We start from the raw sequence: 24,351 nt of genomic DNA on the forward strand, positions 1-24,351 counted from the left end.
GTGGGCCGGCCACGCGACGTCGGGGCCGTCTACCAGGTGCGAGCCCGAGCCGCCAGCCGCGGCCGGATGGGCGACCAGCACCTTCACGTGCCCGGCGGCACAGGGCCGCCGGGCACCACGCCTCAGCCCATGTACGCCTCGATGACCGCCCGGTCCTGGGCCAGCTCGGACGCCGGCCCGGAGAGCGCCACCCGCCCGGACTCGATGACGTAGGCCCGGTGGGCGATACGCAGCGCCGCCCGGGCGTTCTGCTCGACGAGGAGGATCGTGGTGCCGTCGTCGTTGATGCTCTTGACGAGCTCCATGACCTGCTTGACCACCAGCGGCGCCAGACCCATCGACGGCTCGTCCAGCAGGAGCAGCCGTGGCCGCCCCACGTGGGCGCGGCCGATCGCGAGCATCTGCTGCTCGCCCCCCGAGAGCGTGCCGCCCTGCTGGTTCTTGCGCTCCCCCAGCCGCGGGAGCATCTCGTAGACCGCGTCGATCCGCTCGGCGAGGTCCTTCGGGTCGCGCACCTGGTACCCGCCGAGCTGGAGGTTCTCGTGGACGGACATCGTGGAGAAGATCCGCCGCCCCTCTGGCACCTGCACCAGGCCCCGGCGCACCAGGTCCCACGGCGTGGTCCTCGTGATGTCCTCGCCCTGCCAGGTCACCGTGCCCTTGTGGGGCCGGTAGAGGCCGGACAGCATCGACAGGGTCGAGGTCTTGCCGGCGCCGTTGTTCCCCAGCAGCGCGACGACCTCCCCCGTGCCGACGGTCAGGCTCAGGCCCCGCAGCGCCTGCACCCGGCCGTAGAACAGGTCGACGTCCTCGACCACGAGCTCGGTGCTCACTGGCCCTCCTCCTCGGTCTCCTCGGCACCGAGGTACGCCTCGATGACCTCGGGGTTGCGGCGCACCTCCTCAGGCGTGCCGTCGGCGATCTCCCTGCCGAAGTTGAGCACGACGACGCGCTCGGAGATGTTCATGACCAGCCCCATGTCGTGCTCGATGAGCACGATGCCGACCCCGAGGTCGCGGATGCGGCGGATGAGGTCGATGAGGTCCTGCTTCTCGCTGTGGTTGAGCCCGGCGGCCGGCTCGTCCAGGAGCAGCATGCGCGGCTGGGACGCCAGCGCGCGGGCGATCTCGACGCGGCGCTGCTCGCCGTAGGGCAGCTGGGCGGCGAGCAGGTCCTCGTCGTGGGAGAACCCGACGAAGTCCAGCCACCCGCGGGCGTCCTCGAGCGCCTGGCGCTCCACCCGCCGGTACCGCGGCGTGTGCAGGATGGCGTCGAAGACGTTCTGGCTGATCCGCGCGTGCATCGCCGTCTTGACGTTGTCGACGACGGTCATCTCCCGGAACATCCGCACGTTCTGGAACGTGCGGGCCAGGCCGCCCTTCGCGATCGTCGACGGCAGGCGCTTCATGATGTTCTCGCCGGCGAAGAGGATCTCCCCGCCGGTCGCCCGGTAGAAGCCGGTGATGCAGTTGAACGCGCTCGTCTTGCCCGCACCGTTGGGGCCGATCACGGAGATGATCTGCCCCGCGTGTGCGTCGAACGTCAGACCGTCGACGGCCTTGACGCCGCCGAAGCTCAGCCGGAGGTCGCGCACCTGGAGCAGCGGCCCGTCGCCGGCGTCCGCGATCGTGCCGGCAGGTGCCGTGACCGCCGTCGTGTGCTCGCTCATGCCTGCTCCTCCGACCGGTCGACGTTCTCGTTGTCCGGGGCGTGCGTCCTGAACCCCTCCCGGGGCGAGCGTTGGCCACGCCGGTAGCGCAGGAATGGCAGCACCGCCGTGGACGGCCACACACCCTGCGGGCGGAAGATCATCATCAGCACGAGCAGCAGACCGAAGAGGAGGAACCGCCAGCTCGCGAAGTCGCGCAGCAGCTCCGGTGCCAGGGAGATGACGAGCGCGCCGATGATGACACCCGGCGTGGAGCCCATACCGCCGAGCACCACGGCCATGAGCAGCAGCGCCGAGTTGAGGAAGATGAACGACGTCGGGCTGATCGCCGACTGGTGGGCGCTCATGAGGATGCCGGCGAGCCCGCCGAAGATCGCGCCGAGGATGTAGGCGGCGAGCTTGGTGAGGTAGGTGTTGATCCCCATCGCCTCGGCGGCGTCCTCGTCGTCCTTGATCGCCCGCCACGCCCGCCCGAGCCGGCCGCGGCCCAGCCGGGAGACGGCGAGCACGGTGAACCCGCCGCCGGCCAGGACGGCCGTGTAGTACAGCAGGATGTTGCCGTTGAAGTGGATCCCGAACAGGTCGAGGCCGTCGCGGTACGACCAGCCGAAGAACGAGAAGGTCGGGATGCCGCTGATGCCGGACGGGCCGCCGGTGATCTCGAGGTTGTTGGCGGTGAGCCGGATGATCTCACCGAAGCCCAGCGTCACGATGGCGAGGTAGTCGCTGCGCAGGCGCAGGGTCGGCCCACCGATGATGATGCCGGCGCCGATGCACGCCACGATCACGAACGGGATCGTGAACACCAGCGGCATGTCGTTGGTGGCGAGCACGCCCGAGGTGTACGCGCCGACGGCGAAGAACGCGTAGTACCCCAGGTCCAGCAGGCCGGCGTACCCGACGACGATGTTCAGCCCCATCGCCAGCATGATGTAGATGAACGCCGAGGTCCCGATGGAGATGACGTACGGGGACGCGTTGATGAACGGCACCGCGAGGGCGAGCAGCAGCAGGGCCCCGCCGGCCGCGCCCATGAACCGGCGCGGCTGGAGCAGCCCACGCTCGGGGGCGGGGCGCTCGCGCGTCGGCGCGGGCGGGCGGAGCCGGTAGCTGAGGCCGCGGACCCCGGCGGGCACGGGAGTGGTCTGTGTGTCGGTCATGGCGTCACATCCGTTCCACGACGCGGGCACCGAGGATCCCGGTGGGCCGGAAGGAGAGGAAGAGGATCAGGCAGGCGAAGGAGAAGACGTCACGCCACTCGCCGCCGAGGAAGTTCGTCCCGAAGGACTCGAGCAGGCCGAGCAGGATCCCGCCGAGCATGGCCCCGTAGAGGTTGCCGATGCCCCCGATGACCGCCGCCGTGAACGCCTTCAGGCCGATCACGAACCCCATGAGGAAGTCGATCGTGCCGTAGTAGGCGCCGGCCATGACGCCGGCTGCGCCCGCGAGGGCGGAGCCGATGAAGAACGTCCGGGAGATGACGGCGTCGACGTTGACGCCCATGAGCTTGGCGGCCTGCGGGTCCAGGGCGATGGCCCGCATGGCTCGGCCGTCGCGCGAGCGCATCACCAGGTAGTTCAGCGCCACCATGAGGACGGCGGCCACGCCGAACAGGATGATCTGCGGCAGCGTGATGCGGGCGCCGAGGAGGCTGAAGGTCTCCCCGCTCAGGCGCACGGGGTAGACCTGGGGGTTCGGCCCCATGATCTGGCGCACGCCGTACTCGAGGATGAACGAGACGCCGACGGCGGTGATGAGCACCGCGAGGCGCGGGCTCGACCGCAGCGGCCGGTACGCGACCCGCTCGATCGTCACGCCCATGATGCCGGTCAGCGCCATGGCGATGAGCAGGACGACGAGGATCGAGGCGAGCCCGCCGGTGGCGGCCAGGCCGGTGAGCGAGCTGAGGGCGATGAAGCCGACGAAGGCGCCGACCATGTAGACGTCGCCGTGGGCGAAGTTCAGGAGCTTGATGATCCCGTAGACCATCGAGTAGCCCAGGGCGACGAGGGCGTAGAAGGAGCCGACGAAGAGTCCGTCGACGACGAGCTGGAGCACGACAGTGTCCTCCCGGAGGGCGGGCTGGGGACAGGTGTGGGCGGTCCGGGCGGGCGCGCGGTGCGCCCGACCGGACCGCGCCGGATCACCCCTGCAGGTCGTCGAGGAGGACGAAGTCGCCCTCCGGGCCGACCTCGACGATGGCGAAGCCGCCCTCGGCGAGCGTGCCCTCCTCGGTGAACTTCAGCGGGCCGGAGAACAGCTCCAGGCCGTCGATCGCCTTGATGGCCTCGATGACCGCGTCCGACTCGGTGCTGCCGGCCTGCTCGATCGCCTCGGCGACCACGCGCACGGCGTCGTAGGCCTGGGTCGAGTAGGGGCCGGGCCCCTCGCCGTAGAGCTCCTCGTACTCGGCGATCCAGTCGCCGGCGCCCTCGAGCATGTCCGGGGTCTGGGTGAACGTGCCCTCGACGCCCTCACCGGCGGCGCCGGCGATCTCGGCGAACTGCGCGTCCACGGTGCCGTCGGCGACGAGGAGCTCGCCGTCGTAGCCGGCCGACGCCAGCTGGGAGGCGATGAGGCCACCCTCCTGGTAGTAGCCGGTCCAGTAGATCATGTCGGGGTCGGCCGAGATGATCGAGTTGACGTTGGCGGAGTAGTCGGACTCGCCGGCGGTGACGGACTCCTCCAGGACGATCTCGATGTCGGTCTCCGCGGCCTGCTCGGCGACGGCGGCGGCGAGGTCGGCGGAGTAGTCGGTGTTGTCGTCGACCAGGGCCAGGCGCTGCACGCCCTGCTTCTCGGCCCACGCGAGCGCGGCCTGGGCCTGCTGGTCGCCGGTGCCGTTGATGAGGAAGATGCCCTCCTCGTCGGCGTCGACGAGCTGGTTGGAGTTCGCCGCCGGGATCACCATCGGCACGCCGGCCTGGGCGAAGATGGGGAGGGTGGGCAGCGTCGCGCCGGAGCAGTAGCCGCCCACCGAGGCGACGATGCCCTCGGTGATGAGCTTGTTGGCCGCGGCAGTGGCGCTCGTGGCGTCGCAGGCGTCGTCCTCGGTGACGAGCTCGAGGTCGCGGCCGAGAACGCCGCCCGCCTCGTTGATCTCGTCGATGGCCATCTGGGCGCCGTTCTCCATGTAGGGGCCGAAGGCGGCCTCCGAGCCGGAGAACGGTGCGAGCATGCCGAGGGTGATCGGGCCCTCGTCGCCGGTGGCGTCTTCGTCGCCGCCGGTCACACCGCCCGAGCAGGCACCGAGCGCGAGAGCCGCGACCGCGCCGAGAGCCAGAACGCGGCCCCGGCGCGAGAAGGGGTTCGTCATTGTCTGTCCTTCCGCAACGAGAATCGCCCCGGAGGTGGGGGCGATGGGATGTCACACATTACAAGTGCCGGTGACCTGTGACACACCACTCGGCGATCTGAGACAGATTCGTTACCGAACTGTGCGCCCCACGCCGCCGCACGTCAGCAGTGCCGAGACCGTGCGTCGTCGACGAACACACGCGTTGCACCGTCGGTGCCAGCCCGGTTTCGCCGACCAGAAACGATCTCGACCACGAGACGATCTCCTCCACCGGGCGCAGCCGGGCGGCGCTCGAAAGGTCGTCTCAGGCGGTGGTCGTGGGCTCGGGATTGCCGGACCACCAGCCGAGGACGTGGCCGATGTGGCGGTCCATGAGCTCTTCCGCACCCGCTGCGTCACCGGCCTCGAGGAGCTCGAGCAGTCGCTCGTGCTCGGCGGCGGACTCGGCGAGCCGGTCGGTGTTGACCAGGTCGGACAGCCCGGTCAGGCGCGTCTCGCGGCGCAGCTCGGTGACCAGCTCGGCGATGCGCCGGTTGCCGCCGAGGGCGACGAGCTCGCGGTGGAACTCGACGTCGGCGGCGAGGTACTGCGGCATGTCGCCGGCGTCGGCGGCGTCGGTGATGGCCCGGGCGAGCACGCGCAGGCGCTGGGCGTCCTCGGCCCCGACGGCACCCGCCAGGTCGCGGACCACCGGGGGCTCGATGAGCCGGCGGAGCTGGACGATCTCGTTCAGGTCCTGCTCGGAGACGGCGGTCACGCGGAAGCCCTTGTTCCGTACCGGTTCGACGAACCCGCGGTGCTGGAGGTTGATCATCGCCTCACGCACCGGGGTGGCGGAGACGTCGAACTTCGCGGCCAGGGCCGGCACCGAGACGAGCTCGCCGGGTGGCAGCTGCCCGGCGACGATGGCCCCGGCCACCGAGTCCTCGACGAGCGTGCGCAGGCTCGCCGCGTGCACGACCGGGGCGAACGGTGAGGCTGCTGTCATGGCGTCTCCTTGGCGGGGCTGCCCAGTTTGGGAGGCTGCCCAGTATGGACCGGGCCGCCGGTGGCGCGCGTCACAACACGCGTGGTGGTATGTCACACTGTATTGCCTCTGGGCGGTGCCGGCACAGCGACCGGCACCGACCTTTTCGTCGCCGGGACGCAGCAGCCGCCGGCCAAGAGCACGCGGAGAGGACGCCATGCGGACGAGCAAGGTCTTCCACGCCGTCGACTCCCACACCGAGGGTATGCCGACGCGGGTCATCACCGGCGGCTTCGGCGTCATCCCCGGTGCGACGATGGCCGAGCGCCGCACGTGGTTCATGGAGAACTCCGACCACCTGCGCACCCTGCTCATGTACGAGCCGCGCGGGCACGCCTCGATGAGCGGCGCGATCCTCCAGCCGCCGACCCGGCCCGACGCCGACTACGGCGTCCTGTACATCGAGGTCTCCGGCCTGCTGCCCATGTGCGGGCACGGCACCATCGGCGTGGCCACCGTGCTGGTCGAGACCGGCATGGTCGAGGTGACCGAGCCGGTGACCACCGTGCGGCTGGACACCCCGGCCGGGCTCGTCGTCGCCGACGTCGCCGTCGAGGACGGATCCGCGACGTCGGTGACCATCCGCAACGTGCCCTCCTTCGCGCACACCCTCGGCGGGCAGGTCGAGGTGCCGGGCCTCGGCGCCGTCGACTACGACCTCGCGTTCGGCGGCAACTTCTACGCCGTCGTCGACCTGGAACAGCTCGGCCTGCCGTTCGAGCGGGCCGCCAAGGACCGGCTGCTCGGCGCCGGCCTGGCGATCATGGACGCCATCAACGAGGCCGACGAGCCGGTCCACCCCGAGCGGACGGACATCCGCGGCTGCCACCACGTCTACCTCAAGGCGCCGGGCTCGACCGCGCAGCACTCCCGGCACGCGATGGCGATCCACCCCGGCTGGTTCGACCGGTCACCGTGCGGGACCGGCACGAGCGCGCGGATGGCCCAGCTGCACGCGCGCGGCGAGCTCGGCATCGGCGAGGACTTCGTCAACGAGTCCTACATCGGCACCCGGTTCGTCGGTCGCCTGGTCGAGGAGACCGAGGTGGCCGGCCGGCCCGCCGTCGTGCCGACGATCACCGGCCGGGCGTGGATCACCGGCACGGCCCAGTACTTCCTCGACCCCACCGACCCGTTCCCCGCCGGCTTCCTGCTGTGAGCCGCGCGCCCGACCTGCTGATCGTCGGCGCCGGCATCGTCGGGGCGGCGACGGCGTACCTCGCCGCCCGGGCCGGGCTCGCCGTGACCGTCGTCGACCGCGGCCGGCCGGCGTCGGGCACGTCCTCGCACGGGGAGGGCAACATCCTCGTCTCGGACAAGGAGCTCGGCCCGGAGCTGGACCTGGCCCGGTACTCCAACGAGGTGTGGCGCACCGAGCTGGGCGAGCACGCTGACTCCTGGGAGTTCGAGGCCAAGGGCGGCCTCGTCGTCGCCGCGTCGGAGACCAGCTTGGGCGCGCTCACGGCGCTGGCGGAGGTCCAGCGGGGCGCCGGCGTCGCCGCGACCGAGGTGGCGGCCGATGACCTGCACGACCTCGAGCCGCACCTGGCCGGCGGGCTCGCCGGCGGCGTGCACTACCCGCAGGACGCCCAGCTGATGCCGATGCTCGCCGTCGCCCACCTGCTGCGGCTGGCCCGCGGCGCAGGCGCCCTGGTGCGGCCGGGCACCGAGGTCACCGGGTTCCTCCGGGACGGCGAGCGGGTCGTCGGAGTCCGCACCGCGGCCGGCGACCTCTCCGCCGGGGCGGTGCTCAACGCGGCCGGACCGTGGTCGCGGGAGGTAGCCGCGCTGGCGGACATCGACCTGCCGGTGCTGCCGCGACGGGGGTTCGTCCTGGTCACCGAGCCGGTGCCGGTGATGGTGCGGCACAAGGTCTATGCCGCGGAGTACGTCTCCGACGTCGCCAGCTCCGACGCCGCGCTGCAGTCCTCCCCCGTTGTCGAGGGGACGCCGTCGGGCACGGTGCTCGTGGGCTCCACCCGGGAACGCGTCGGGTTCGACAGTGCCGTCTCCGTGCCCGCGCTGGCCCGGATGGCCGCGGCCGCCGTCCACCTCTTCCCCGCGCTGGCCGGCGTCGCCGTCATGCGGCACTACCACGGGTTCCGCCCGTACTGTCCGGACCACCTGCCCGTGATCGGGCCCGACCCGCGGGCCCCCGGGCTGTGGCACGCCGCCGGGCACGAGGGTGCGGGGATCGGCCTGGCCGCCGGGACCGCCGCCCTGCTCGTGCAGGCGCTCACGTCGGCGCCGACCGCCCTGCCGCTGGCCCCCTTCGCCCCGGAGAGGTTCGCATGAGCGCTCCCCGCCCCGACGAGACCCCGCCCCCCGCCACCGGCGCCGACACGGCCCCGCCGGCCACCACCGACGCGCCGAGCGACACGTTCGGCACGGGTCGGACGCCCGACGGTGGTGCTGTTCGTGCCACTCGGCGCAACTCGACGCCGAGTGACACGTTCGGCACCGACTCCGCGCCCGACAGCGGTGCACTTCGTGCCACTCGGCGGGGCCGGGCGTCGAGTGACACGTTCGGCACCGACTCCGCGCCCGACAGCGGTGCACTTCGTGCCACTCGGCGGGGCCGGACCGATCACGGCGCGGGGAGCGGGCCGGCGGTGCGGGCGACGTTCGACGGCGCCGAGCTGGTCGGCGAACCAGGCCAGTCCGTCGGCGCCGCCCTGGTCGCCGCAGGCATCACCACCTGGCGCACCACCCGGCGGGAGGGGCGGCCGCGGGGGATCTTCTGCGGGATCGGTGTGTGCCACGACTGCCTGCTCACCGTCGACGGCGCCCCCAACCAGCGCGCGTGCCTGGTCCCGATGACCGAGGGCATGGTGCTCGAGAGCGGTGACGGCAATGCGTGAGCAGACCACCGGCCCCGAGGCGCGGTCCCTGGGCGCAACCCGCGTCGTCGACGTCGCCGTCGTGGGAGGCGGGCCCGCCGGCCTGGCCGCCGCCGTCTCCGCCGCCGAGGCGGGCGCCGACGTCGTGCTCCTCGACGCCGCCGGTCAGCTCGGCGGGCAGTACTGGCGCCACCGGGACGATGCCTTCCACGAGCCCGACGGGCACGGCCACCACGACTGGTCGGTCTTCCTCGACCTGCGCGACCGCCTCGGCGCGGCCAGCCGGACCGGCCGGGCCGAGCACCGGCCGTGGACGTCGGTGTGGCTCGCCGAGCGTGACGGCGACCTCTTCCGCCTGCGCACCACCCCCGTGCTGCCCGCCGGCGGCACCACGCCGGCGCCGGGCGAGGTGCTGGCCCGGCGCGTCGTGCTGGCCCCGGGCGCGTACGACCGCCAGCTGCCGGTCCCCGGCTGGGACCTGCCCGGCGTCGTCGCCGCCGGCGGCGCCCAGGCGCTGCTCAAGGGGCACGGCGTGCTGACCGGCCGCCGCGTCGTCGTCGCCGGAACCGGGCCGTTCCTGCTCCCGGTCGCCGCCGGTCTGGCCGACGCCGGGGCCGACGTCGTGGCCCTGTGCGAGGCGGCCGACCCGCGCGGGTGGACCCGGCGGATCGGGACCGCCCTGCGCCAGGGCGCCAAGCTCGGCCAGGCCGCCGGGTACGCCGCGCGCCTCGCCCGGCACGGCGTGCGGCTGCGCACCCGCACCGTCGTCACCGAGGTCCTCGGTGACGGCCGCGTGACCGGGGTGCGCCTCGCCCGCACCGACGCCGACGGCCTGGTCATCGGTCAGGAGACGACCGTCGACGCCGACACCGTCGCCCTGGGCTGGGGCTTCACCCCGCAGCTCGAGCTGCCGCTGATGCTCGGCGTCGCCACGGCGATCGGCGCCGACGGCTCCCTCGTCGTCCGGGTCGACCCGGCGCAACGCTCCAGCGTGCCGGGCCTCTACGTGGCCGGGGAGGCCACCGGGGTCGGCGGTGCGGTGCTCGCCGTCGCCGAGGGCCACATCGCCGGCCGGGCCGCCGCCGGCGCGCAGCCGGACCCCGCCCGCCGCCGCGACGTCGTGCGGCACCGCGCCTTCGCCCGCGCCATGCACGCCGTCTACCCCGTGCCCCGCCGGTGGCAGTCGTGGGTCGACGGTGACACGCTCGTGTGCCGGTGCGAGGAGGTCACCGCCTCGCAGCTGCGCGCCGCGTGCCGCGACCTCGGCGCCGACGACCCCCGCTCGGCCCGCTCCCTCGCCCGCGTCGGCATGGGACGCTGCCAGGGACGCATCTGCGGCTGGCCCGCGGCCGGCCTGCTCGCGCACCTGACCGACCGTGAGATCACCGAGGACGATCTGCTGGCCTCGAGCCGGCGCCCGCTCGCCGCCCACGTCCCGCTCGGCACCCTCGCCGCGCTGGACCGGGCGGCACCGAACGAGGAGGCAACCCCATGACGACGACCGCCGAGACCACCCAGGCCGACGTCGACCGCATCGTCGGCACCGCCGCCGCAGCCGCCCCGGCCTGGGGCGCGCTCACCCCGGCCGCACGCGCCGAGGCCCTGGGCGCAGTCGCCGACGCCCTCGACGCCGCCGGGCCCGAGCTCGTCGGCCTCGCCGCGGAGGAGACGCACCTGCCCGAGGCCCGGCTGAAGGGCGAGCTGTTCCGCACCACCTTCCAGCTGCGCCTGTTCGGGGAGGTGCTCACCGAGGGCTCGTACCTCGACGCCCGCATCGACCACGCCGACGCCGACTGGCCGATGGGGGCGCGGCCGGACCTGCGCCGGGTCAACGAGCCGCTCGGGCCCGTCGTCGTCTTCGCCGCGTCGAACTTCCCGTTCGCGTTCTCGGTCGCCGGCGGGGACACCGCCTCCGCCCTGGCCGCCGGCTGCCCGGTCATCCTCAAGGCGCACCCCGGCCACCCGCGCCTGTCCGCCCGCACCGGGGAGATCGTCGTCGAGGCCCTGCGCGGCGCCGGCGCCCCGGACGGGGTCTTCGCGGTCGTCTTCGGCCAGGACGCCGGCACCGCCGCGCTGGAGCACCCGGCGGTGCGGGCCGGGGCGTTCACCGGGTCCATCGGCGGCGGTCGGGCGCTGTTCGACATCGCCTCCGCCCGCCCCGAGCCGATCCCCTTCTACGGCGAGATGGGCTCGGTCAACCCCACCTTCGTCACCCCGGCGGCCGCTGCCGCGCGGCCGGACGAGATCGTGACCGGGTTCGTCGGCTCGTTCACCATGGGGGTCGGCCAGTTCTGCACCAAGCCCGGCCTGCTCTTCGTCCCGGCCGCCGCGGGCCTGGCCGACCGGCTGGCCGCCGCGTCGCTGCCCGCCGCCGCACCGATGCTCAACGACCGGCTGCACGGCGGCTACGTCGAGCGTCTCGCGGAGCTGCGCGACCACGCCGCGGTCCGGGTCCTGGCCGAGGGCGCCGACCCGGCCGGCTCGCCCACGTCCCCGACGGTCCTGGCGACGACGGCGGAGCAGTTCCGCGGCGCAGTCGACGAGCTGGCCGCGGAGTGCTTCGGCCCGACGGCGCTCGTGATCGAGTACGACGACGCCGCCGAGCTGCCCGCCCTGGCCGAGCTGCTCGAGGGACAGCTGACCGCCACCGTCCAGGGCAGCGAGGACGACGACGTCGCCGACCTCGTCGATGCGCTCGCCGGCAAGGCGGGCCGGGTGCTGTGGAACGGCTGGCCGACCGGGGTCTCGGTCACCCACGCGCAGCAGCACGGCGGGCCCTACCCGGCGACGACGGCCCCGGGCACGACGTCGGTCGGGACGGCGGCGATCTCCCGGTTCCTCCGGCCGGTCGCCTACCAGGACATGCCGGAGCGCTTCCTGCCGGCGGCGCTGCGCGAGAACAACCCGCTCGGCGTGCCGCGCCGGGTCGACGGCGTCCTGGAGGTCTGATGGCGGCGTCCTTCTCCGTCACGACCGTCGACTACCACACCGGCGGCGAGCCGTTCCGGATCGTCACCGCGGGGGTGCCGGACATCCCCGGCCTGTCCGTGGCCGACCGCCGCGTGACGGCGCAGGGCAGCGCCGAGATCGACAGGTACCGGCAGGTTCTCGTCCAGGAGCCGCGCGGCCACGCCGACATGTACGGCGGGTTCCTCGTGCCGCCGGACGACGACGGCGCCCACCTGGGCGTGCTGTTCTGGCACAAGGACGGCTACTCCACGGCGTGCGGGCACGGCACCATCGCGCTCGGCGTCTGGGCGGTGGAGCACGGGGTGGTGCCGGCGGCGCCGGACGGTGACACCGACGTCGTCATCGACGTCCCCTCCGGCCGGGTCACCGCCCGGGTCCACGTCACCGGCGGCAAGGTCACGGGCGCGACGTTCGTCAACGTCCCGTCCTGGGTGGTGGCCCGTGGGATCGAGGTGGCGACGCCGCTGGGCACGGTGGTCGCGGACGTCAGCTACGGCGGCGCGCTGTACGCGTCGGTGCCGGCGTCGGCGTTCGGGCTCGAGGTGACGCCCGAGCACTACGGCGAGCTCATCGCCGCCGGCCGGGCGGTGAAGTGGGCGCTCAACGACTCCCCCGCCGCGCAGCACCCGGACGACCCGCGCCTGTCCGGCATCTACGGCACGATCCTCTACGACGACCTCGGCCGGACGCCCGACGGGCCGCACCAGCGCAACGTCACCGTCTTCGCCGACGGCGAGGTCGACCGGTCCGCGTGCGGGTCGGGCACCTCGGCGCGGCTGCCGCTGCTCGTGGCCGAGGGGCGGCTCGGCGACGGCGAGACGCTCACCCACGACTCGGTCGTCGGCACCCGGTTCACCGCCCGGGTCCGTGAGCACGTGGACGTCGCCGGCCGGGCCGCCGTCGTGCCGGAGGTCACGGGACGGGCCTCGATGACGGGTGAGCACCGGTTCGTGCTCGCAGACGACGACGAGGTGGGCACCGGGTTCGTGCTGCGATGAGCTACCCCGCCGCGGTCGGCCAGAGCGTCTCGGTGGCGACGTCGTCGGCGTCGCGCAGCACCCGGAGCACGTTCCCGCCGGCCAGGGCGGCGAGGTCGTCGCGGGACCAGCCGCGCGCGGCGAGCGCCTCGAGCAGCCGCGGGTACCCCGCGACGTCCTCGAGCCCGCGGGGCAGCCGGTCGACGCCGTCGTAGTCGCCGCCCAGACCGATGTGCTCGATGCCGGCCACCTCTCGGGCGTGCTCCAGGTGGGCGACGACGTCGTCGATGCCCGCCTCCGGCCGCGGGTGGTCGGCCTCCCACGCGGCCCGGCGCGCGGCGTCGGGGTCCGCGCCCGCGTTATCCGCGGCGACGGCGGCCGGGTCCTCGCCGGGCCGTGGTGCCCGCGGCCAGGGCCAGTCCCCGCCGCCGAGGGCCGCCCTGGACTCGGCGCCCCACCGGGCGACCTCGTTCGAGACGAACTTGGGCACGAACGTCACCTGGAGCACTCCCCCGTTGCCGGCGAGCCGGCGGAGGACCTCGTCGGAGGCGTTGCGCGGGTGGTCGCACACGGCGCGGCAGGAGGAGTGGGAGAAGATCACCGGCGCGGTCGTGGCCGCGAGCGCGTCGAGCTGGGTGGACTCGGCGGTGTGGGAGAGGTCGACGAGCATGCCGAGGCGGTTCATCTCGGCGACGACCGCGCGGCCGACGTCGGTGAGACCGCCCGCGGCCGGCTCGTCGGTGGCGGAGTCGGCCCACTCGACGTTGTCGTTGTGGGTCAGGGTCATGTACCGCACGCCGAGCCGGGCGAACATGCGCAGCGCCCCGAGGGAGCCGCCGATCGAGTGACCGCCCTCAGCGCCGAGGAGCGAGGCGATCCGGCCGGCGCCGAACGCGGCCAGCACGTCGTCGGCGGTGCAGGCGAGCGTGAACGTCTCGGGGTAGCGGGCGAGCATGCGGTGCACCGCGTCGATCTGCTCGAGCGTGGACAGCACGGCGTCGCCGCCGGTCAGGGTGGAGGGGACGAACACGGACCAGAACTGGGCGCCGACCCGCCCGGCGCGCAGCCGGGGGATGTCGGTGTGCAGCTCGGGGCGGTCGGCGTCGAGGTCGTCGACGCTGTAGCCGGCGGTGCTGCGCAGCGCGGACGCGAGGTCGTTGTGGCCGTCGATGAGCGGCGTGGTGGACAGGACGTCGTCGACGAGTGCGGCGGTGTCGGTCATGGGCCGATTGTCTGCCATGGCCGCGCGCGAGCACCAGCGAGCATGCTGGACCGGCTCAGCGGAAGAGCTCGTCGTAGCCGGGCAGGAGCCCCAGGGCGAACGGCAGCAGCGTGATGCTGATCAGGAACGCCCAGCCGCCGGTCAGCCGCCGGGCGGGCAACGGCGCCGGGCGGCGGGCCCCGAGCGGGGTCGGCTCGAGCAGGACGAAGACCAGCCAGAGCGGCGCCGCGGTCATCGCCAGCCAGAACCACGCCCACTTGGTGGCCAGCCGTGGCTGCGGTCCCAGCACGAGCAGCAGCAGGACCGCCAGTGCGGCGATGGTCACCGGGTGCCACACCGTCCCGGTCGGGCCGAAGTAGTCCTGACGGACCGTCACCGATACCGGCGACGGCGAGGCGTCGGCCGCGGTGAGGATCTCCGCGCCCTCGTCGACCTCGGGCATGCCGTCGAGGCTGTTGAACTCGTAGTACGCGTAGCCGGGGCGGCCCTCGCCGGACCACTCCACCCGCCACTGCCCCTGCGCCTGCGCGTCGGGCAGGTCGGGCGGGCGTTCGATCGTCAGCTCCGTCACGCGACCGTCGGCGAGCTCCTGCAGCAGGTGGTCGACCGACCGTTCAACAGGTTGCATGAACGAGTTGGCCCAGCCGAGCACGAGCCCGACGGCGATGAGCACGCGCACCACGGTCGCGGTCCGCCCCGGCGGCGGGACGGTGGCCGGGGCGAGGTCGGGCAGCGTGCCGACAGGGGCACCGCCCGTGTACCCGCGCTGGTCCATGGCCGAAGGGTAGCGGACCCGTCCGAGCCGTCGCCGGGGACGAACGGCCCGACCTACCGGTCCTACTCGGCGCCGCCAACCCTCCCGGCCGCACGGACCTGCCGGGACACCCAGTCGGTGACGTGCTCGACCACGCGAGGGTCCACCGGGCGGCGGATGTCCTTCTTGTAGGTGCTCAGCGACGCCGGCCCGGGCTGTGAGCGCAGGATGTGGTTGACGTCGGCGACGGCGTGCGTCTCGACCGGACCCGGTACGAGGTCCGCGACCCGCTCGAGGTCTGCGACGTCGACCTGGAGATCCTTGGTGCCGGTCACCGCGAGGACGGGGACGGTGATCTTCGCGAGGTCGGGGCCCGGGTCGTAGGCCATGAACTCGCGCGTCCAGCGCGCGTTGAGCTTCGTGCCGTCCACCCACGCCTCGTCGGCTGTCGTCTGCCGGATCTTCGCGCGGTTCTTGGCGGACCTCGTCGCCAGGTCGGTCCGCAGCAGCCTCAGCACCAGCTGGACCGGCTTGGGCAGGGTCGGACCGATCTGCTCCGCCTGCCAGGCCAGCGCCTCGTCACCGGGCTTCGCGGAGGGGCTGACGAGGACGACGCCGGCGACCGTCCCGGTGGCACCGGCCACGGCGGTGGCGAGCAGCGCACCCTCGGAGTGACCGAGCAGGATGACCTGGTCCGCGTCCACCTCAGGCCTCGCGCGGGCGGTGTCGAGGGCTGCCCGGGCGTCGTCGATGTTGTCGAGGAAACCGGCGGCGCGCCAGCGGCCGGTGCTCTGGCCGACCCCTCGCTTGTCGTAGCGGAAGGTCGCGACGCCGGCCCGGTCGAGCGCCTCGGCGAGCTCGCGGGTGACGCCCAGGGGCATGCGCTTGTGGTCGGAGTCCCGGTCGACGGGTCCGGATCCCGGGATGAGGAGGACGGTCGGGAACGGGCCCGTGCCGGCGGGCGTGGTCAGGGTGCCGGCGAGCGTGTGGCTGCCGGACTCGAAGGTCAGATTGGTCTCGATCATGGCTCGGTTCCTCAGGACTGGTGCTGAAGCCGGGTGTGGCTGGACCCAGAGTGACAGCCGCCGACGCGGGTGCCTCTCGGTCGTGAGGAGGAGCTTCTCGCCGCGGATCCTCCTCGAGACCCAGTCCCGGGGTTCAGGCGGCCGGGCTCAGCTGGTCGGTGTCAGCTCGCCGGGGTCAGCTCGCCGGGGTCAGCCGGCGGACCCGGCGAAGACGGCCGGGTCGTAGTGGTAGGCCGGCTGGACGTCGAGGACGAGGTCGTCCGGGTCCTTGGCCTCGAACGCGAGCACGAACGTGACCTCCCCGCCGGGCGGGAGCATCGTGCCCGGGGGCCCGGTCAGTCCCGCGTCGGTGTCGTAGACCGGCTCGGCGTCCGCCCCACCGCTCGTCATGGCCACGAAGATCGAGGTGTTGACGTCGCCGTCGGTGCCGTTGCTGACCCGGAGGTCGACGACGAGCACGGTGCCGGCCGGCGTGGCCGTACCGGGACCCGGGGCAGGAGCCGTCGCGGTCGCCGCGGCTGCGGTCCGCGCCGTCGTGGTCGCCGCTGCTGCCGTCCGCGCCGTCGCCGCTGCTGCGGTCCGCGCCGTCGCCGCTGCTGCGGTCTGCGCCGTCGCGGTCGCCGCTGCTGCGGTCTGCACCGTCGCGGTCGCCGCGGCCTGCGTCGGCGCCGTGGGAGCTGCCCCGGCCGGCGCCGGTGACGTCGGCACTGGTGCGGGCGGTGCCGGTGCCGTGGGGCCCGATCGCTCCCGGGTAGGGGCCGACCTGCTGCTCGTGTCCGGCCGGACCGAGTCCGTCGCGGCGTCGGGGACGGCACCTTCGGTGGCCGTCGGCGCGGGAGTCGGCTCGTCGTCGGCGGCCGCGTACTCCGTCGGCCGGCCCACCGTGATCGCGAGGCCGTCGGACCACTCGGCCGTCTGCCGGAAGGCGAGCACCTCCGTCGGCCCCGCGACCCGTTCCGGCACGGTGGGGCTGGGTGCAGGGGTGGGTCGTGGGCTGGGCGCGGGCGGCGCGGTGGAGGCCGGGTCGTCCGGGACCCCGGGTGCCGGGTCGGGCGCAGGGCCGTCCGGCGTGGCCTGGCCGGGCGGCCTCTCGGGTGTCTCGGGTTCCGGTACGTCCTCCGGCGGCGCGACCGGGTCGCTCGGGGACGGAGCGGGTTCGTCCGTGGTGGGCGACGCGGGGTCCGCGTCCGGGCGCTGCGACGGCTCCGACGTCGGTGACGCCGTCGGACCGGCAGGTCCGGCGACCTCACCTCCCGGCTCGCCCGAGGTGCACGCGCCCAGCAGGAGGCAGAGCGCTGCGGCGAGCGCGGCTCCCCCGGTTGCCTTCCCCACGCGTCCGAGACTACGTCGAGATGCCGCTCCTGGCAGGGTCCTTTCCGCGCCCGGTGCGGACCCCCGCCGGTCGGGGCGGTCCAGGCGACGCTCAGCTCGGCCGGGCGGCCTCGCGCCTGCCGGCCTGCGCGACGGCCGCGACCCGGTCCGCGTCCAGCTCGGGGCGTCCGCCGAGCCGGCCCACGGTCAGGGCAGCGGCGGCCGAGGCCTCCCACCCGGCCGTCTCGGGGTCCGCGCCCCGCAGCAGCGCGGTCACCAGGCCGACGACGAAGGCGTCCCCGCCGCCGGTGGGGTCAACCGGTGCACCGCCCAGCAGCGGGAGGACCGCGTGCCCGCCGTCCCACGCGACCACGTTGCCCTCGCTCCCGACGGCGAGGGCCACGATCGCCGGGCCACGTGACACGAGGTCCCTCGCTGCCGCCACGGCGTCCCGGACGTCATCGAGCTCGCGTCCGGCCAGGGCGGCCGCCTCGGCATCGTCGGCCCGGACCACGGTGGCCGAGCTCAGGACGGCGTCACGGACGCGGGAGTCCTCCGGGTGGCCGTCCACGAGGACGAGCGCGCCGCCGCGCGCTGCGGCACCCATGGCGTCGCGGACGGCATCGCCCGGCTGCCGGAGCTCGACGAGGACTGCGCGTGCCGCCGAGAGCACCGGCTCCGCGGCCCGCACGTCCGCCGGGGTCAGGAGAACGTCCTCGGGCACGTGCTCGAGGAGGCGCCGAACGCCGCCGGACTCGACGACGTCGACGTAGAGCGCCGTCGTCCCGCCCGCCCGGACGCCCACGCCCGTCACATCCAGACCGTCCTCGCGGGCGGAGGCCAGCACCGCCCGCCCGGCACCGTCGTCGCCGACCACGCCCACGAGCGCCGAGGACCACCCGAGCTGGCGAGCGCCCACGGCCTGGTTCGCAGCGCCGCCGAGCAGCTCCAGGCGTTCGAGCACCTCCGTCGAGCCGCCCTCGTCCGGGATCTCCTCGACCTTCAGCACAAGGTCTCGCGCGACCTGTCCGACCACCACGATCTCCGCCACCCCGCCAGCGTCTCGGCACGGGAACCGGGCCGCAACAGGGCCACCGCCCGTCACCTGCGTCGTCGGAGCAACGCCAGCGAGGCCGCCGTGAGCCAGGCGGTGAGCACCGTCGCCGCCACGCTCACGCGCAGCGGGACACCGGGTCCGCCCCACCAGGCGAGCGCCGCGACCGCGACGGCGGCAACCAGGCAGGCCGCTGCGGCCGCCTGTGCTCCGGTACGGGCGGCGTGCCACGCGAGCACGAGCGCCGCGCCGACCCCGCCGTTGAGCGCCAGCGCGGTCCCGACGTCGTGCAGGGCACCCTGCCAGGACACCGTGCCCGCCGGCGGCGGGCCACCCGGCGGGAATCCGACGCCGGGATCGACCACGAAGATGCCTGTCAGCACCAGGCCGACGCCCATGACCGTCACCAGCACACCCGCGAGTGTGCCGCTCGCACCGGGCACCGTCCGGCGCATCCCGGCACCCGCGGCGACGACCAGCAGCCCGGTCACGACGAACGTGGTGGTCTGGGTCCAGCCGAGCTCGCCGCGGCTGAGCAGCGAGATGGCATGGACCCCGAGGTCGAACCCCGGCCGCCACAGTGCCTGCGCGAGGAGGACGGCGAGGAAGAGAGGACCGGCCACGACGCCGCAGACCAGCAGGCGCGCGTCCGACGGTCGCCCGCCGCTCGCGGGTGATGCGCGCGTCGGCCGGCTACGGGTCGAACCGCGCGGCCGGCGCGCCCGCACGTCCCGGTTCGTCACGAGGCCCCGGGTCCGAGACCCGAGAGGTCGACCGGGGTGCCCGGTGCCACGGCGTCGAGGGCACCGGCGGGCACCTCCAGGGCGGCGTCGACCGGGCCGGGCGAGGACCACCGCTCGCAGTCGGCAGGATCCTCCTCGACGCAGGGGGTCATGGTGTCGACACCGACGGCCGCGCCGTCAGAGATCCAGGCGATGTCGACGGCGAACGCCATGTCGGGCATCCAGAACGTGCGCGTCGCGGGCTCGTCGAACCGGAAGAGCATCCCGGTCCCGGCAGCGAGCGAGGTGCGGCCGGAGAGGCCGCGCCGTTGGGTGGCTGCGTCGTCGGCCACCTCGACCGTGAACACCAGCTCACCGACCGTGACCGTCGTCGTCGAGCCGGACGGCGTGGCCGGCGGTGTCGAGCCTGCCGGCGTGGTCGGCCGTGTCGAGCCCGACGGCCCGGCGCCAGGGGTAGGCGTCGGCGTCACGCTCTGCCGCTCGCGCGCGGTCGCGCTCGGTGCGCCAGCCGGGTCTTCCGGCCCACCGACCGCGGCGCTCTCGTGCCCGGTCGGACGCGGCGACGGGTCGGAGCTCGGGGCCGGTCCCGAGCAGCCCGCGAGGAGGACGAGCGCGATCGCCGCGGCTGCCGCCGGGCAGGACCCGCGCCCCCTCGTCATGCCTCATCTCACCAGCCCGGCCGTCACGACGGAAGGGGTCGCCACCACCGGGCGTCACGACGGAAGAGGTCGCCACCACCGGCCGTGACGCGGACGGACGCCGCCGTCGTCGGCCGGCACGGGGAGGAGCGCTAGGACGAGGCGCTCACAGCCGGCCGCGCACGGGTGTCCGCTCGGCCGGGTCCCCCTCCTCCGGCATGACCATCTCGGCGCGCACGCCCAGCAGGCGCACCTCGCGGTCGTGGTCGATCCGGTCCGCGAGCGCCACCGCCGCGGCCACGACCAGGTCGCGCTCGCCCGTCGGCGCCGGCAGCTTGTGGCCGATGGCCTTGGTGACGAACGGCGCGTAGCGCACCTTGAGGGTGACCCGGAAGACCGGGCGTCCCTCACGGGCCGTGTCCTCGAACACCTGGGTGGCGAGCTCGCGCACCGCGGCCTCGACCTCCTCGGGTGTCGTGAGGTTGTGCTGGTAGGTGGTCTCGCGGCTGTGGCCCCTCGCGACCCAGGGGCTGTCGTCGACGACGGCGGGCCCGACGCCGTGACCGAGCTCGCCGTACCAGCGCCCCATCCGCGGGCCGAACTCCGCGACCAGCTCGCCGGTGTCGGCGGCGGCCAGCTGGGCGACGGTCGTGATCCCGTGCGCGGCCAGGCGCTTGGAGACCTTCGCGCCCACGCCCCACAGGTCGCGCGTCGGGCGCTCCCCCATCACCTCGAACCAGCTGTCCTCGGTCAGCCGGAACACCCCGCGCGGCTTGCCGAAGCCGGTCGCGATCTTGGCGCGGACCTTGTTGTCCCCGATCCCCACCGAGCAGTGCAGCGCGGTCGAGCCCAGCACCGCCTCCTGCGCGCGGCGGGCGAGCGCCTCGGGGTCGTCGGTGACGGCGCCGAGGAACGCCTCGTCCCAGCCGAGCACCTCGACGACGGCGCCCAGGTCGCGCAAGGCGGCCATCACCTGCTCCGACGCCGCCTCGTAGGCGGGTGCGTCCACCGGCAGGAAGACCGCGTCCGGCGCCTTGCGGACGGCGATCTTCATCGGCATGCCGGAGCCGACGCCCAGCTCGCGGGCCTCGTAGGACGCGGTGGCCACGACGGCCCGCTCCGTGGGGTCGCCGCGGCCACCGACGACGAGGGGCAGCCCCGCGAGCTCGGGGTGCCGCAGCACCTCGACCGCCGCGATGAACTGGTCCAGGTCGACGTGCAGCACCCAGGGCCTGGCGCCGTCGTTCATGGGACGAGTGTCGTCGCCGGCGCCACGGATGTCAGGCCATTACGTCGTCGCGCACTCCGTCGTCGCGCGCCGGCGGGACGGGGGCCCGGCCCGACGCGCGGCTCCATCACGTCGTCGCGGGCCGACCGCCCAGGTAGAGGTCGCTCAGCTTCGGGTCGGCGAGGAGCTCCTGGGCAGGGCCGGAGGTGAAGACCTTCCCGAGGTCGAGCACGCAGCCGATGTCCGCCATCTCCAGCGCCCGTCGGGCGTTCTGCTCGACGATGAGGACGGCGACCCCCGCGTCGCGCATGCGGGCGACCTGCTCGAAGACCGTCGTGGTCTTCTTCGGGTCCAGGCCCATGGACGGCTCGTCGAGGAGGACGACGTCGGGCCGCACCATGAGCGCCCGGGCGAACTCCACCTGCTTCTGCTGGCCGCCGGAGAGCAGACCGGCAGTCTGCGCCCACCGGTCGGCGACGACGGGGAAGATCGTCTTGACGAAGTCGGCACGTTCGGCGAGGAGCGACTGGTCGGCCACCGAGTACCCGCCGAGCATGACGTTCTCCTCGACAGTCATCTCGCGGAACACGCTGTGGCCCTGCAGCACGTGCGACAGGCCGGCGCGCAGGAGCGCCTGCGGGCCCTGACCGGTCACGTCCTCCCCGTTGAGACGGATGGTCCCGGAGCGGGGCCTGAGCAGGCCGGAGGCGACCTTCAGGACGGTGGACTTGCCCGCACCGTTGGGCCCCACGAGGCAGACGACGGTGCCGCGCGGGACCTGCACCGACAGCCCGCGCAGGACCAGCGCCGCCTTGCCGTATCCGGCCTCGATGTCGGTCAGCTCGAGGATCACGTCAGACGCCAAGGTAGGCCTCCAGGACTCGCGGGTCGGACTGGATGACGTCGGCCGTCCCGGTGGCGATGGGCGCACCGCGGTCGAAGACGACGATGTGGTCGCACAGCTTCATGATCAGATCCATGTTGTGCTCGACGATGAGGAAGGTGGTGCCCTCGTCGTTGAGCTCGCGGATGAGCACGGCGATGCGCTCGATGAGGGAGGGGTTCACGCCGCCGGCGGGCTCGTCGAGCATGACGAACGGCGGGTCGGACATCAGGGTCGAGCCCAGCTCCAGCAGCTTCTGCTGGCCGTAGGAGAGGTCCCTGGCCTCGGCGTTCTCCAGGTGGTCGATGCCGACCCGGGCGAGCATCGCCCGGGCGCGCTCGACCGTGGACGGGGCGTGGCTGCCGCCCAGGTAGTCCCCCAGGGTGTGCGGCTGGACGGCGACGAGCATGTTCTCCAGCACCGTCATGCGCGGGAACGTCCGGCACAGCTGGAAGCTGCGGCCGAGGCCGGCGCGGGCGATCTTGTGCGGCGCCCACCGGGTGATGTCCCGCCCGCGGAGCTGGACCGAGCCCGAGTCGGGCTTGATCATCCCGGTCACGCAGTTGAAGAACGTCGTCTTGCCCGACCCGTTCGGGCCGATCAAGCCGTTGATCTTGCCGTCCAGGAAGGTCACGGAGGCCTCGTTGACCGCGTGGACCCCGCCGAAGGACTTGGTGAGCCTGTCGGTGGTCAGGATGGACGTGGCCACCGCCGTGGTGGGGGTCTGCTCAGTCATGGTCATCTCCGGACTTCTCCTTTCGCTCCTGCTCGGCCCGCAGCTCCTCGGCGGTCATCTCCCGGATGGACGTCGCCCCCTTGCCGCGGACGCGTTGGACCAGCTGCTGCGCGCCGGTGAGGACGCCGTCGGGGAGGAACAGGACCACGACGCCCAGCAGGAGGCCGGTGGCGATGAGGTGGAACTGCGTCTCGCCGTAGTTGAGGAGGAAGTACTCCAGCGCCACGCCGATCACGACGGCGCCGAGCAGCGGGCCGAACAGGTACCGGGTGCCGCCGAGCAGGGCCATGAGCACGACCTGTGCGCTGAGCACGACGTCGAACTGGAAGATCGGGTCCAGGTCGGCGAACCACAGCGCGTAGAGACCGCCGGAGACGGCGACGACGAACGCCGACACCGCGAAGGCCACGAGCTTGAGCGTTCCGGTCGGGATACCGAGCGACTCGGCCTTGTCCTCGTCCTCGCGCACCGCCTTGAGGCCGGCGCCGAACCGGGAGTGGTTCACGACCGCCCACGCCAGCAGGGCGAGGGCGAGCACGCCCAGGAAGATGAAGTAGAAGACCTGGTGGTGCTGCGGCCGGAGCAGGTCCGGGAACGGACGGGGCACGAACAGGCCCTCGGACCCGCCCGTGAAGCTGCGCCAGCTCTGGAAGACCAGCTGGAGCACGAGGACGAGCGCGATCGTGACGATCACGAAGGACGCCCCACGCACCTTCAGCGCCGCGTAGCCGACCGGGACCGCGATCACGACGACCCCCACGGCCGCGAGCGCCAGCGCCAGGAAGCTGTTCATCCCGGTGTTGATGATGAGCAGCCCGGTGCCGTAGGCACCCAGGCCGAAGAACGCGGCGTGCCCGAGCGAGATGTAGCCGGTGAAGCCACCCATGATGTTCCAGCCGGTGGCGAAGACGGCGAAGTTCAGCACGATCACGCCCGCGCTGAGCATGTACGGGTTCGGGGCGAGGAACGGCCACGTCGCGAGGATCGCGATCACGACGGCGATCGTCAGGATGTTGCGGCGGCGTCGGCCAGAACTCGTCCGGTCCCGCTCGGCGGCCGGGGTGCGCCCGGCCCTGGTCCGGGTCTCAGAAACGCTGAGCAAGGCGACCTCCGAAGAACCCCTGCGGCCGCACCATCAGGGTGAGGAACAGGGCGAGGTAGAAGACGGTCTGGGCCCACGTGGAACCCAGCGGGAGCTGGAGCATCACGAGCAGGATCCCCAGCAGCATGGCCGCGATGGCGGCCCCGGGGATCGAGCCGAGCCCGCCGACGACGATGATCGCCATGAGCGGCCCGATCCAGTGCCAGTGCAGCGAGGGATAGATCGTGGCCTGCAGGGCCAGTGCCGCACCGCCGACGGCCGCGGTGGCGAGCCCGAGGCCGAACCCGATGCCCGCCGCCCGGTTGGTGTCGATACCCACGAGCTGTGCGGCCTCGGGGTGCTGGATCGTCGCGCGCAGCGCCCGACCGAGCCGGGTCTTCTTCATGACGAGGTACAGCACGCCCAGGCTCACCGCGGCGAGCCCGAACGAGATGATCTGCACGACCGGGATCTGCGCGCCGAAGAACTCCACGCTCGAGGCGCTGTAGGAGATGTTGATGCGGCGCTGGGTCCCGGTGTAGGCCATGCCGAGTGCCCCCTCGATCACCAGGGCGATCGCGAAGGTCAGCAGCACGGACATCATCGTCATCGTCGCCGGCTTCAGGCGCGCGAGCAGGAACCTCTGGGTGAGGTACCCGACCGCGAAGAAGATCGGGACGGTGCCGAGCAGCGAGAGCAGCGGGTCGAGCCCGGTCACCTCGTGGAAGCGCCAGGCGACGTAGGCGGAGAGGATGATGAAGGCGGAGTGCGCCAGCATCACCACCCGCATGATGCCGAAGTAGAGCGTGAGCCCCGCTGCTAGGAGGGCGTAGAGCCCTCCTAGCAGGATCCCGAGGATCAGGCTCTGGAAGATCAGAGCTCCGGAGAACATGAA

At 73.4% G+C, this 24,351-nt stretch carries 24 protein-coding genes; 6 read left to right on the forward strand and 18 right to left on the reverse strand.

Annotation, left to right across the window (positions count from 1 at the left end):
• Positions 1-122: 122 nt before the first annotated feature.
• The 6 genes from GD748_RS03570 to GD748_RS03590 all read right to left on the reverse strand — a co-directional run bounded on the left by GD748_RS03570 (position 123) and on the right by GD748_RS03590 (position 5,955).
• Positions 123-833, reverse strand: coding sequence for an ABC transporter ATP-binding protein (locus tag GD748_RS03570; protein ID WP_152193793.1), 711 nt, complete (start codon positions 831-833; stop codon positions 123-125).
• Complete coding sequence (locus GD748_RS19385; protein ID WP_193312794.1) at positions 830-1,669, reverse strand: ABC transporter ATP-binding protein; 840 nt, start codon at positions 1,667-1,669, stop codon at positions 830-832. The genes GD748_RS03570 and GD748_RS19385 overlap by 4 nt, the downstream gene beginning before the upstream one ends.
• On the reverse strand, positions 1,666-2,703 hold the full coding sequence (locus GD748_RS19390) for a branched-chain amino acid ABC transporter permease (RefSeq protein ID WP_452176679.1): 1,038 nt from the start codon (positions 2,701-2,703) through the stop codon (positions 1,666-1,668). Before GD748_RS19390 ends, GD748_RS19385 begins: the two co-directional genes overlap by 4 nt.
• Before the next feature lie 130 nt (positions 2,704-2,833).
• Complete coding sequence (locus GD748_RS03580; RefSeq protein ID WP_152193794.1) at positions 2,834-3,727, reverse strand: branched-chain amino acid ABC transporter permease; 894 nt, start codon at positions 3,725-3,727, stop codon at positions 2,834-2,836.
• An 85-nt stretch (positions 3,728-3,812) separates the two neighbouring features.
• Positions 3,813-4,985, reverse strand: a complete 1,173-nt coding sequence (locus GD748_RS03585) for a branched-chain amino acid ABC transporter substrate-binding protein (RefSeq protein ID WP_152193795.1) — start codon at positions 4,983-4,985, stop codon at positions 3,813-3,815.
• 286 nt (positions 4,986-5,271) lie between these two features.
• Complete coding sequence (locus GD748_RS03590; RefSeq protein WP_152193796.1) at positions 5,272-5,955, reverse strand: GntR family transcriptional regulator; 684 nt, start codon at positions 5,953-5,955, stop codon at positions 5,272-5,274.
• Between the two features lie 196 nt (positions 5,956-6,151).
• On the opposite strand from GD748_RS03590, the gene GD748_RS03595 reads away from it, so the two are divergent.
• From GD748_RS03595 to GD748_RS03620, 6 genes are all read left to right on the forward strand, one after another.
• Positions 6,152-7,153, forward strand: a complete 1,002-nt coding sequence (locus GD748_RS03595) for a proline racemase family protein (RefSeq protein WP_152193797.1) — start codon at positions 6,152-6,154, stop codon at positions 7,151-7,153.
• Positions 7,150-8,289 carry an NAD(P)/FAD-dependent oxidoreductase gene (locus GD748_RS03600; protein WP_152193798.1) on the forward strand — a complete coding sequence of 380 codons (1,140 nt, stop codon included), beginning with the start codon at positions 7,150-7,152 and terminating at the stop codon, positions 8,287-8,289. The genes GD748_RS03595 and GD748_RS03600 overlap by 4 nt, the downstream gene beginning before the upstream one ends.
• Positions 8,290-8,606: 317 nt before the next feature.
• Positions 8,607-8,855: a (2Fe-2S)-binding protein gene (locus tag GD748_RS20115; RefSeq protein ID WP_264372466.1), complete on the forward strand. Its 249-nt coding sequence runs from the start codon at positions 8,607-8,609 to the stop codon at positions 8,853-8,855.
• Positions 8,848-10,329, forward strand: coding sequence for an FAD-dependent oxidoreductase (locus GD748_RS20185; protein ID WP_152193800.1), 1,482 nt, complete (start codon positions 8,848-8,850; stop codon positions 10,327-10,329). Before GD748_RS20115 ends, GD748_RS20185 begins: the two co-directional genes overlap by 8 nt.
• Complete coding sequence (locus GD748_RS03615; protein WP_152193801.1) at positions 10,326-11,783, forward strand: aldehyde dehydrogenase (NADP(+)); 1,458 nt, start codon at positions 10,326-10,328, stop codon at positions 11,781-11,783. Before GD748_RS20185 ends, GD748_RS03615 begins: the two co-directional genes overlap by 4 nt.
• On the forward strand, positions 11,783-12,802 hold the full coding sequence (locus GD748_RS03620; RefSeq protein ID WP_152193802.1) for a proline racemase family protein: 1,020 nt from the start codon (positions 11,783-11,785) through the stop codon (positions 12,800-12,802). Before GD748_RS03615 ends, GD748_RS03620 begins: the two co-directional genes overlap by 1 nt.
• Before the next feature lies 1 nt (position 12,803).
• On the opposite strand, the gene GD748_RS03625 is transcribed toward GD748_RS03620, so the two are convergent.
• From GD748_RS03625 to GD748_RS03680, 12 genes are all read right to left on the reverse strand, one after another.
• The gene (locus tag GD748_RS03625) at positions 12,804-14,003 is read right to left on the reverse strand and encodes a dipeptidase (protein WP_152193803.1); all 1,200 of its coding nucleotides are present in this window, start codon (positions 14,001-14,003) and stop codon (positions 12,804-12,806) included.
• 55 nt (positions 14,004-14,058) lie between these two features.
• Positions 14,059-14,778: a hypothetical protein gene (locus GD748_RS03630; RefSeq protein WP_152193804.1), complete on the reverse strand. Its 720-nt coding sequence runs from the start codon at positions 14,776-14,778 to the stop codon at positions 14,059-14,061.
• Positions 14,779-14,840: 62 nt separating this feature from the next.
• Positions 14,841-15,782 carry an alpha/beta hydrolase family protein gene (locus GD748_RS03635; protein ID WP_152193805.1) on the reverse strand — a complete coding sequence of 314 codons (942 nt, stop codon included), beginning with the start codon at positions 15,780-15,782 and terminating at the stop codon, positions 14,841-14,843.
• A 189-nt stretch (positions 15,783-15,971) separates the two neighbouring features.
• Positions 15,972-17,114, reverse strand: a complete 1,143-nt coding sequence (locus GD748_RS19395) for a hypothetical protein (RefSeq protein WP_193312796.1) — start codon at positions 17,112-17,114, stop codon at positions 15,972-15,974.
• A 91-nt stretch (positions 17,115-17,205) separates the two neighbouring features.
• The gene (locus GD748_RS03645) at positions 17,206-18,144 is read right to left on the reverse strand and encodes a PfkB family carbohydrate kinase (protein ID WP_152193806.1); all 939 of its coding nucleotides are present in this window, start codon (positions 18,142-18,144) and stop codon (positions 17,206-17,208) included.
• 50 nt (positions 18,145-18,194) lie between these two features.
• A complete protein-coding gene (locus GD748_RS03650) occupies positions 18,195-18,770 on the reverse strand; it encodes a DUF998 domain-containing protein (protein ID WP_193312797.1) in 576 nt (191 codons plus the stop codon).
• A gap of 116 nt (positions 18,771-18,886) precedes the next feature.
• On the reverse strand, positions 18,887-19,549 hold the full coding sequence (locus GD748_RS03655) for a DUF192 domain-containing protein (protein WP_152193808.1): 663 nt from the start codon (positions 19,547-19,549) through the stop codon (positions 18,887-18,889).
• 145 nt (positions 19,550-19,694) lie between these two features.
• Entirely contained in the window at positions 19,695-20,777 is a 1,083-nt protein-coding gene (locus tag GD748_RS03660; protein ID WP_152193809.1) for a DNA polymerase IV, read from the reverse strand.
• A 106-nt stretch (positions 20,778-20,883) separates the two neighbouring features.
• Positions 20,884-21,621 carry an ABC transporter ATP-binding protein gene (locus tag GD748_RS03665; protein WP_152193810.1) on the reverse strand — a complete coding sequence of 246 codons (738 nt, stop codon included), beginning with the start codon at positions 21,619-21,621 and terminating at the stop codon, positions 20,884-20,886.
• Entirely contained in the window at positions 21,611-22,381 is a 771-nt protein-coding gene (locus tag GD748_RS03670) for an ABC transporter ATP-binding protein (protein ID WP_226920713.1), read from the reverse strand. The genes GD748_RS03665 and GD748_RS03670 overlap by 11 nt, the downstream gene beginning before the upstream one ends.
• Positions 22,368-23,477 carry a branched-chain amino acid ABC transporter permease gene (locus GD748_RS03675; RefSeq protein ID WP_226920715.1) on the reverse strand — a complete coding sequence of 370 codons (1,110 nt, stop codon included), beginning with the start codon at positions 23,475-23,477 and terminating at the stop codon, positions 22,368-22,370. The genes GD748_RS03670 and GD748_RS03675 overlap by 14 nt, the downstream gene beginning before the upstream one ends.
• A complete protein-coding gene (locus tag GD748_RS03680; RefSeq protein ID WP_152193811.1) occupies positions 23,461-24,348 on the reverse strand; it encodes a branched-chain amino acid ABC transporter permease in 888 nt (295 codons plus the stop codon). Before GD748_RS03680 ends, GD748_RS03675 begins: the two co-directional genes overlap by 17 nt.
• Positions 24,349-24,351: the final 3 nt, after the last annotated feature.

Origin of the sequence: Georgenia subflava (genome assembly GCF_009193155.1) — a bacterium.
In the GTDB taxonomy this organism is placed as follows: Bacteria; Actinomycetota; Actinomycetes; order Actinomycetales; family Actinomycetaceae; genus Georgenia; species Georgenia subflava.

Excerpts from the sequence above, each read along its gene's own strand:
- GD748_RS20185 (WP_152193800.1), top strand. The coding sequence starts at position 8,848 with ATGCGTGAGCAGACCACCGGCCCCGAGGCGCGGTCCCTGGGCGCAACC.
- GD748_RS03615 (WP_152193801.1), top strand. The coding sequence starts at position 10,326 with ATGACGACGACCGCCGAGACCACCCAGGCCGACGTCGACCGCATCGTC.
- GD748_RS03595 (WP_152193797.1), top strand. The coding sequence starts at position 6,152 with ATGCGGACGAGCAAGGTCTTCCACGCCGTCGACTCCCACACCGAGGGT.
- GD748_RS03670 (WP_226920713.1), bottom strand. The coding sequence starts at position 22,381 with ATGACCATGACTGAGCAGACCCCCACCACGGCGGTGGCCACGTCCATC.
- GD748_RS19385 (WP_193312794.1), bottom strand. The coding sequence starts at position 1,669 with ATGAGCGAGCACACGACGGCGGTCACGGCACCTGCCGGCACGATCGCG.
- GD748_RS03590 (WP_152193796.1), bottom strand. The coding sequence starts at position 5,955 with ATGACAGCAGCCTCACCGTTCGCCCCGGTCGTGCACGCGGCGAGCCTG.
- GD748_RS03625 (WP_152193803.1), bottom strand. The coding sequence starts at position 14,003 with ATGACCGACACCGCCGCACTCGTCGACGACGTCCTGTCCACCACGCCG.
- GD748_RS03660 (WP_152193809.1), bottom strand. The coding sequence starts at position 20,777 with ATGAACGACGGCGCCAGGCCCTGGGTGCTGCACGTCGACCTGGACCAG.
- GD748_RS03585 (WP_152193795.1), bottom strand. The coding sequence starts at position 4,985 with ATGACGAACCCCTTCTCGCGCCGGGGCCGCGTTCTGGCTCTCGGCGCG.
- GD748_RS03680 (WP_152193811.1), bottom strand. The coding sequence starts at position 24,348 with ATGTTCTCCGGAGCTCTGATCTTCCAGAGCCTGATCCTCGGGATCCTG.
- GD748_RS03635 (WP_152193805.1), bottom strand. The coding sequence starts at position 15,782 with ATGATCGAGACCAATCTGACCTTCGAGTCCGGCAGCCACACGCTCGCC.
- GD748_RS03620 (WP_152193802.1), top strand. The coding sequence starts at position 11,783 with ATGGCGGCGTCCTTCTCCGTCACGACCGTCGACTACCACACCGGCGGC.
- GD748_RS03655 (WP_152193808.1), bottom strand. The coding sequence starts at position 19,549 with ATGACGAGGGGGCGCGGGTCCTGCCCGGCGGCAGCCGCGGCGATCGCG.
- GD748_RS03630 (WP_152193804.1), bottom strand. The coding sequence starts at position 14,778 with ATGGACCAGCGCGGGTACACGGGCGGTGCCCCTGTCGGCACGCTGCCC.
- GD748_RS19390 (WP_452176679.1), bottom strand. The coding sequence starts at position 2,703 with ATGGGCGCGGCCGGCGGGGCCCTGCTGCTGCTCGCCCTCGCGGTGCCG.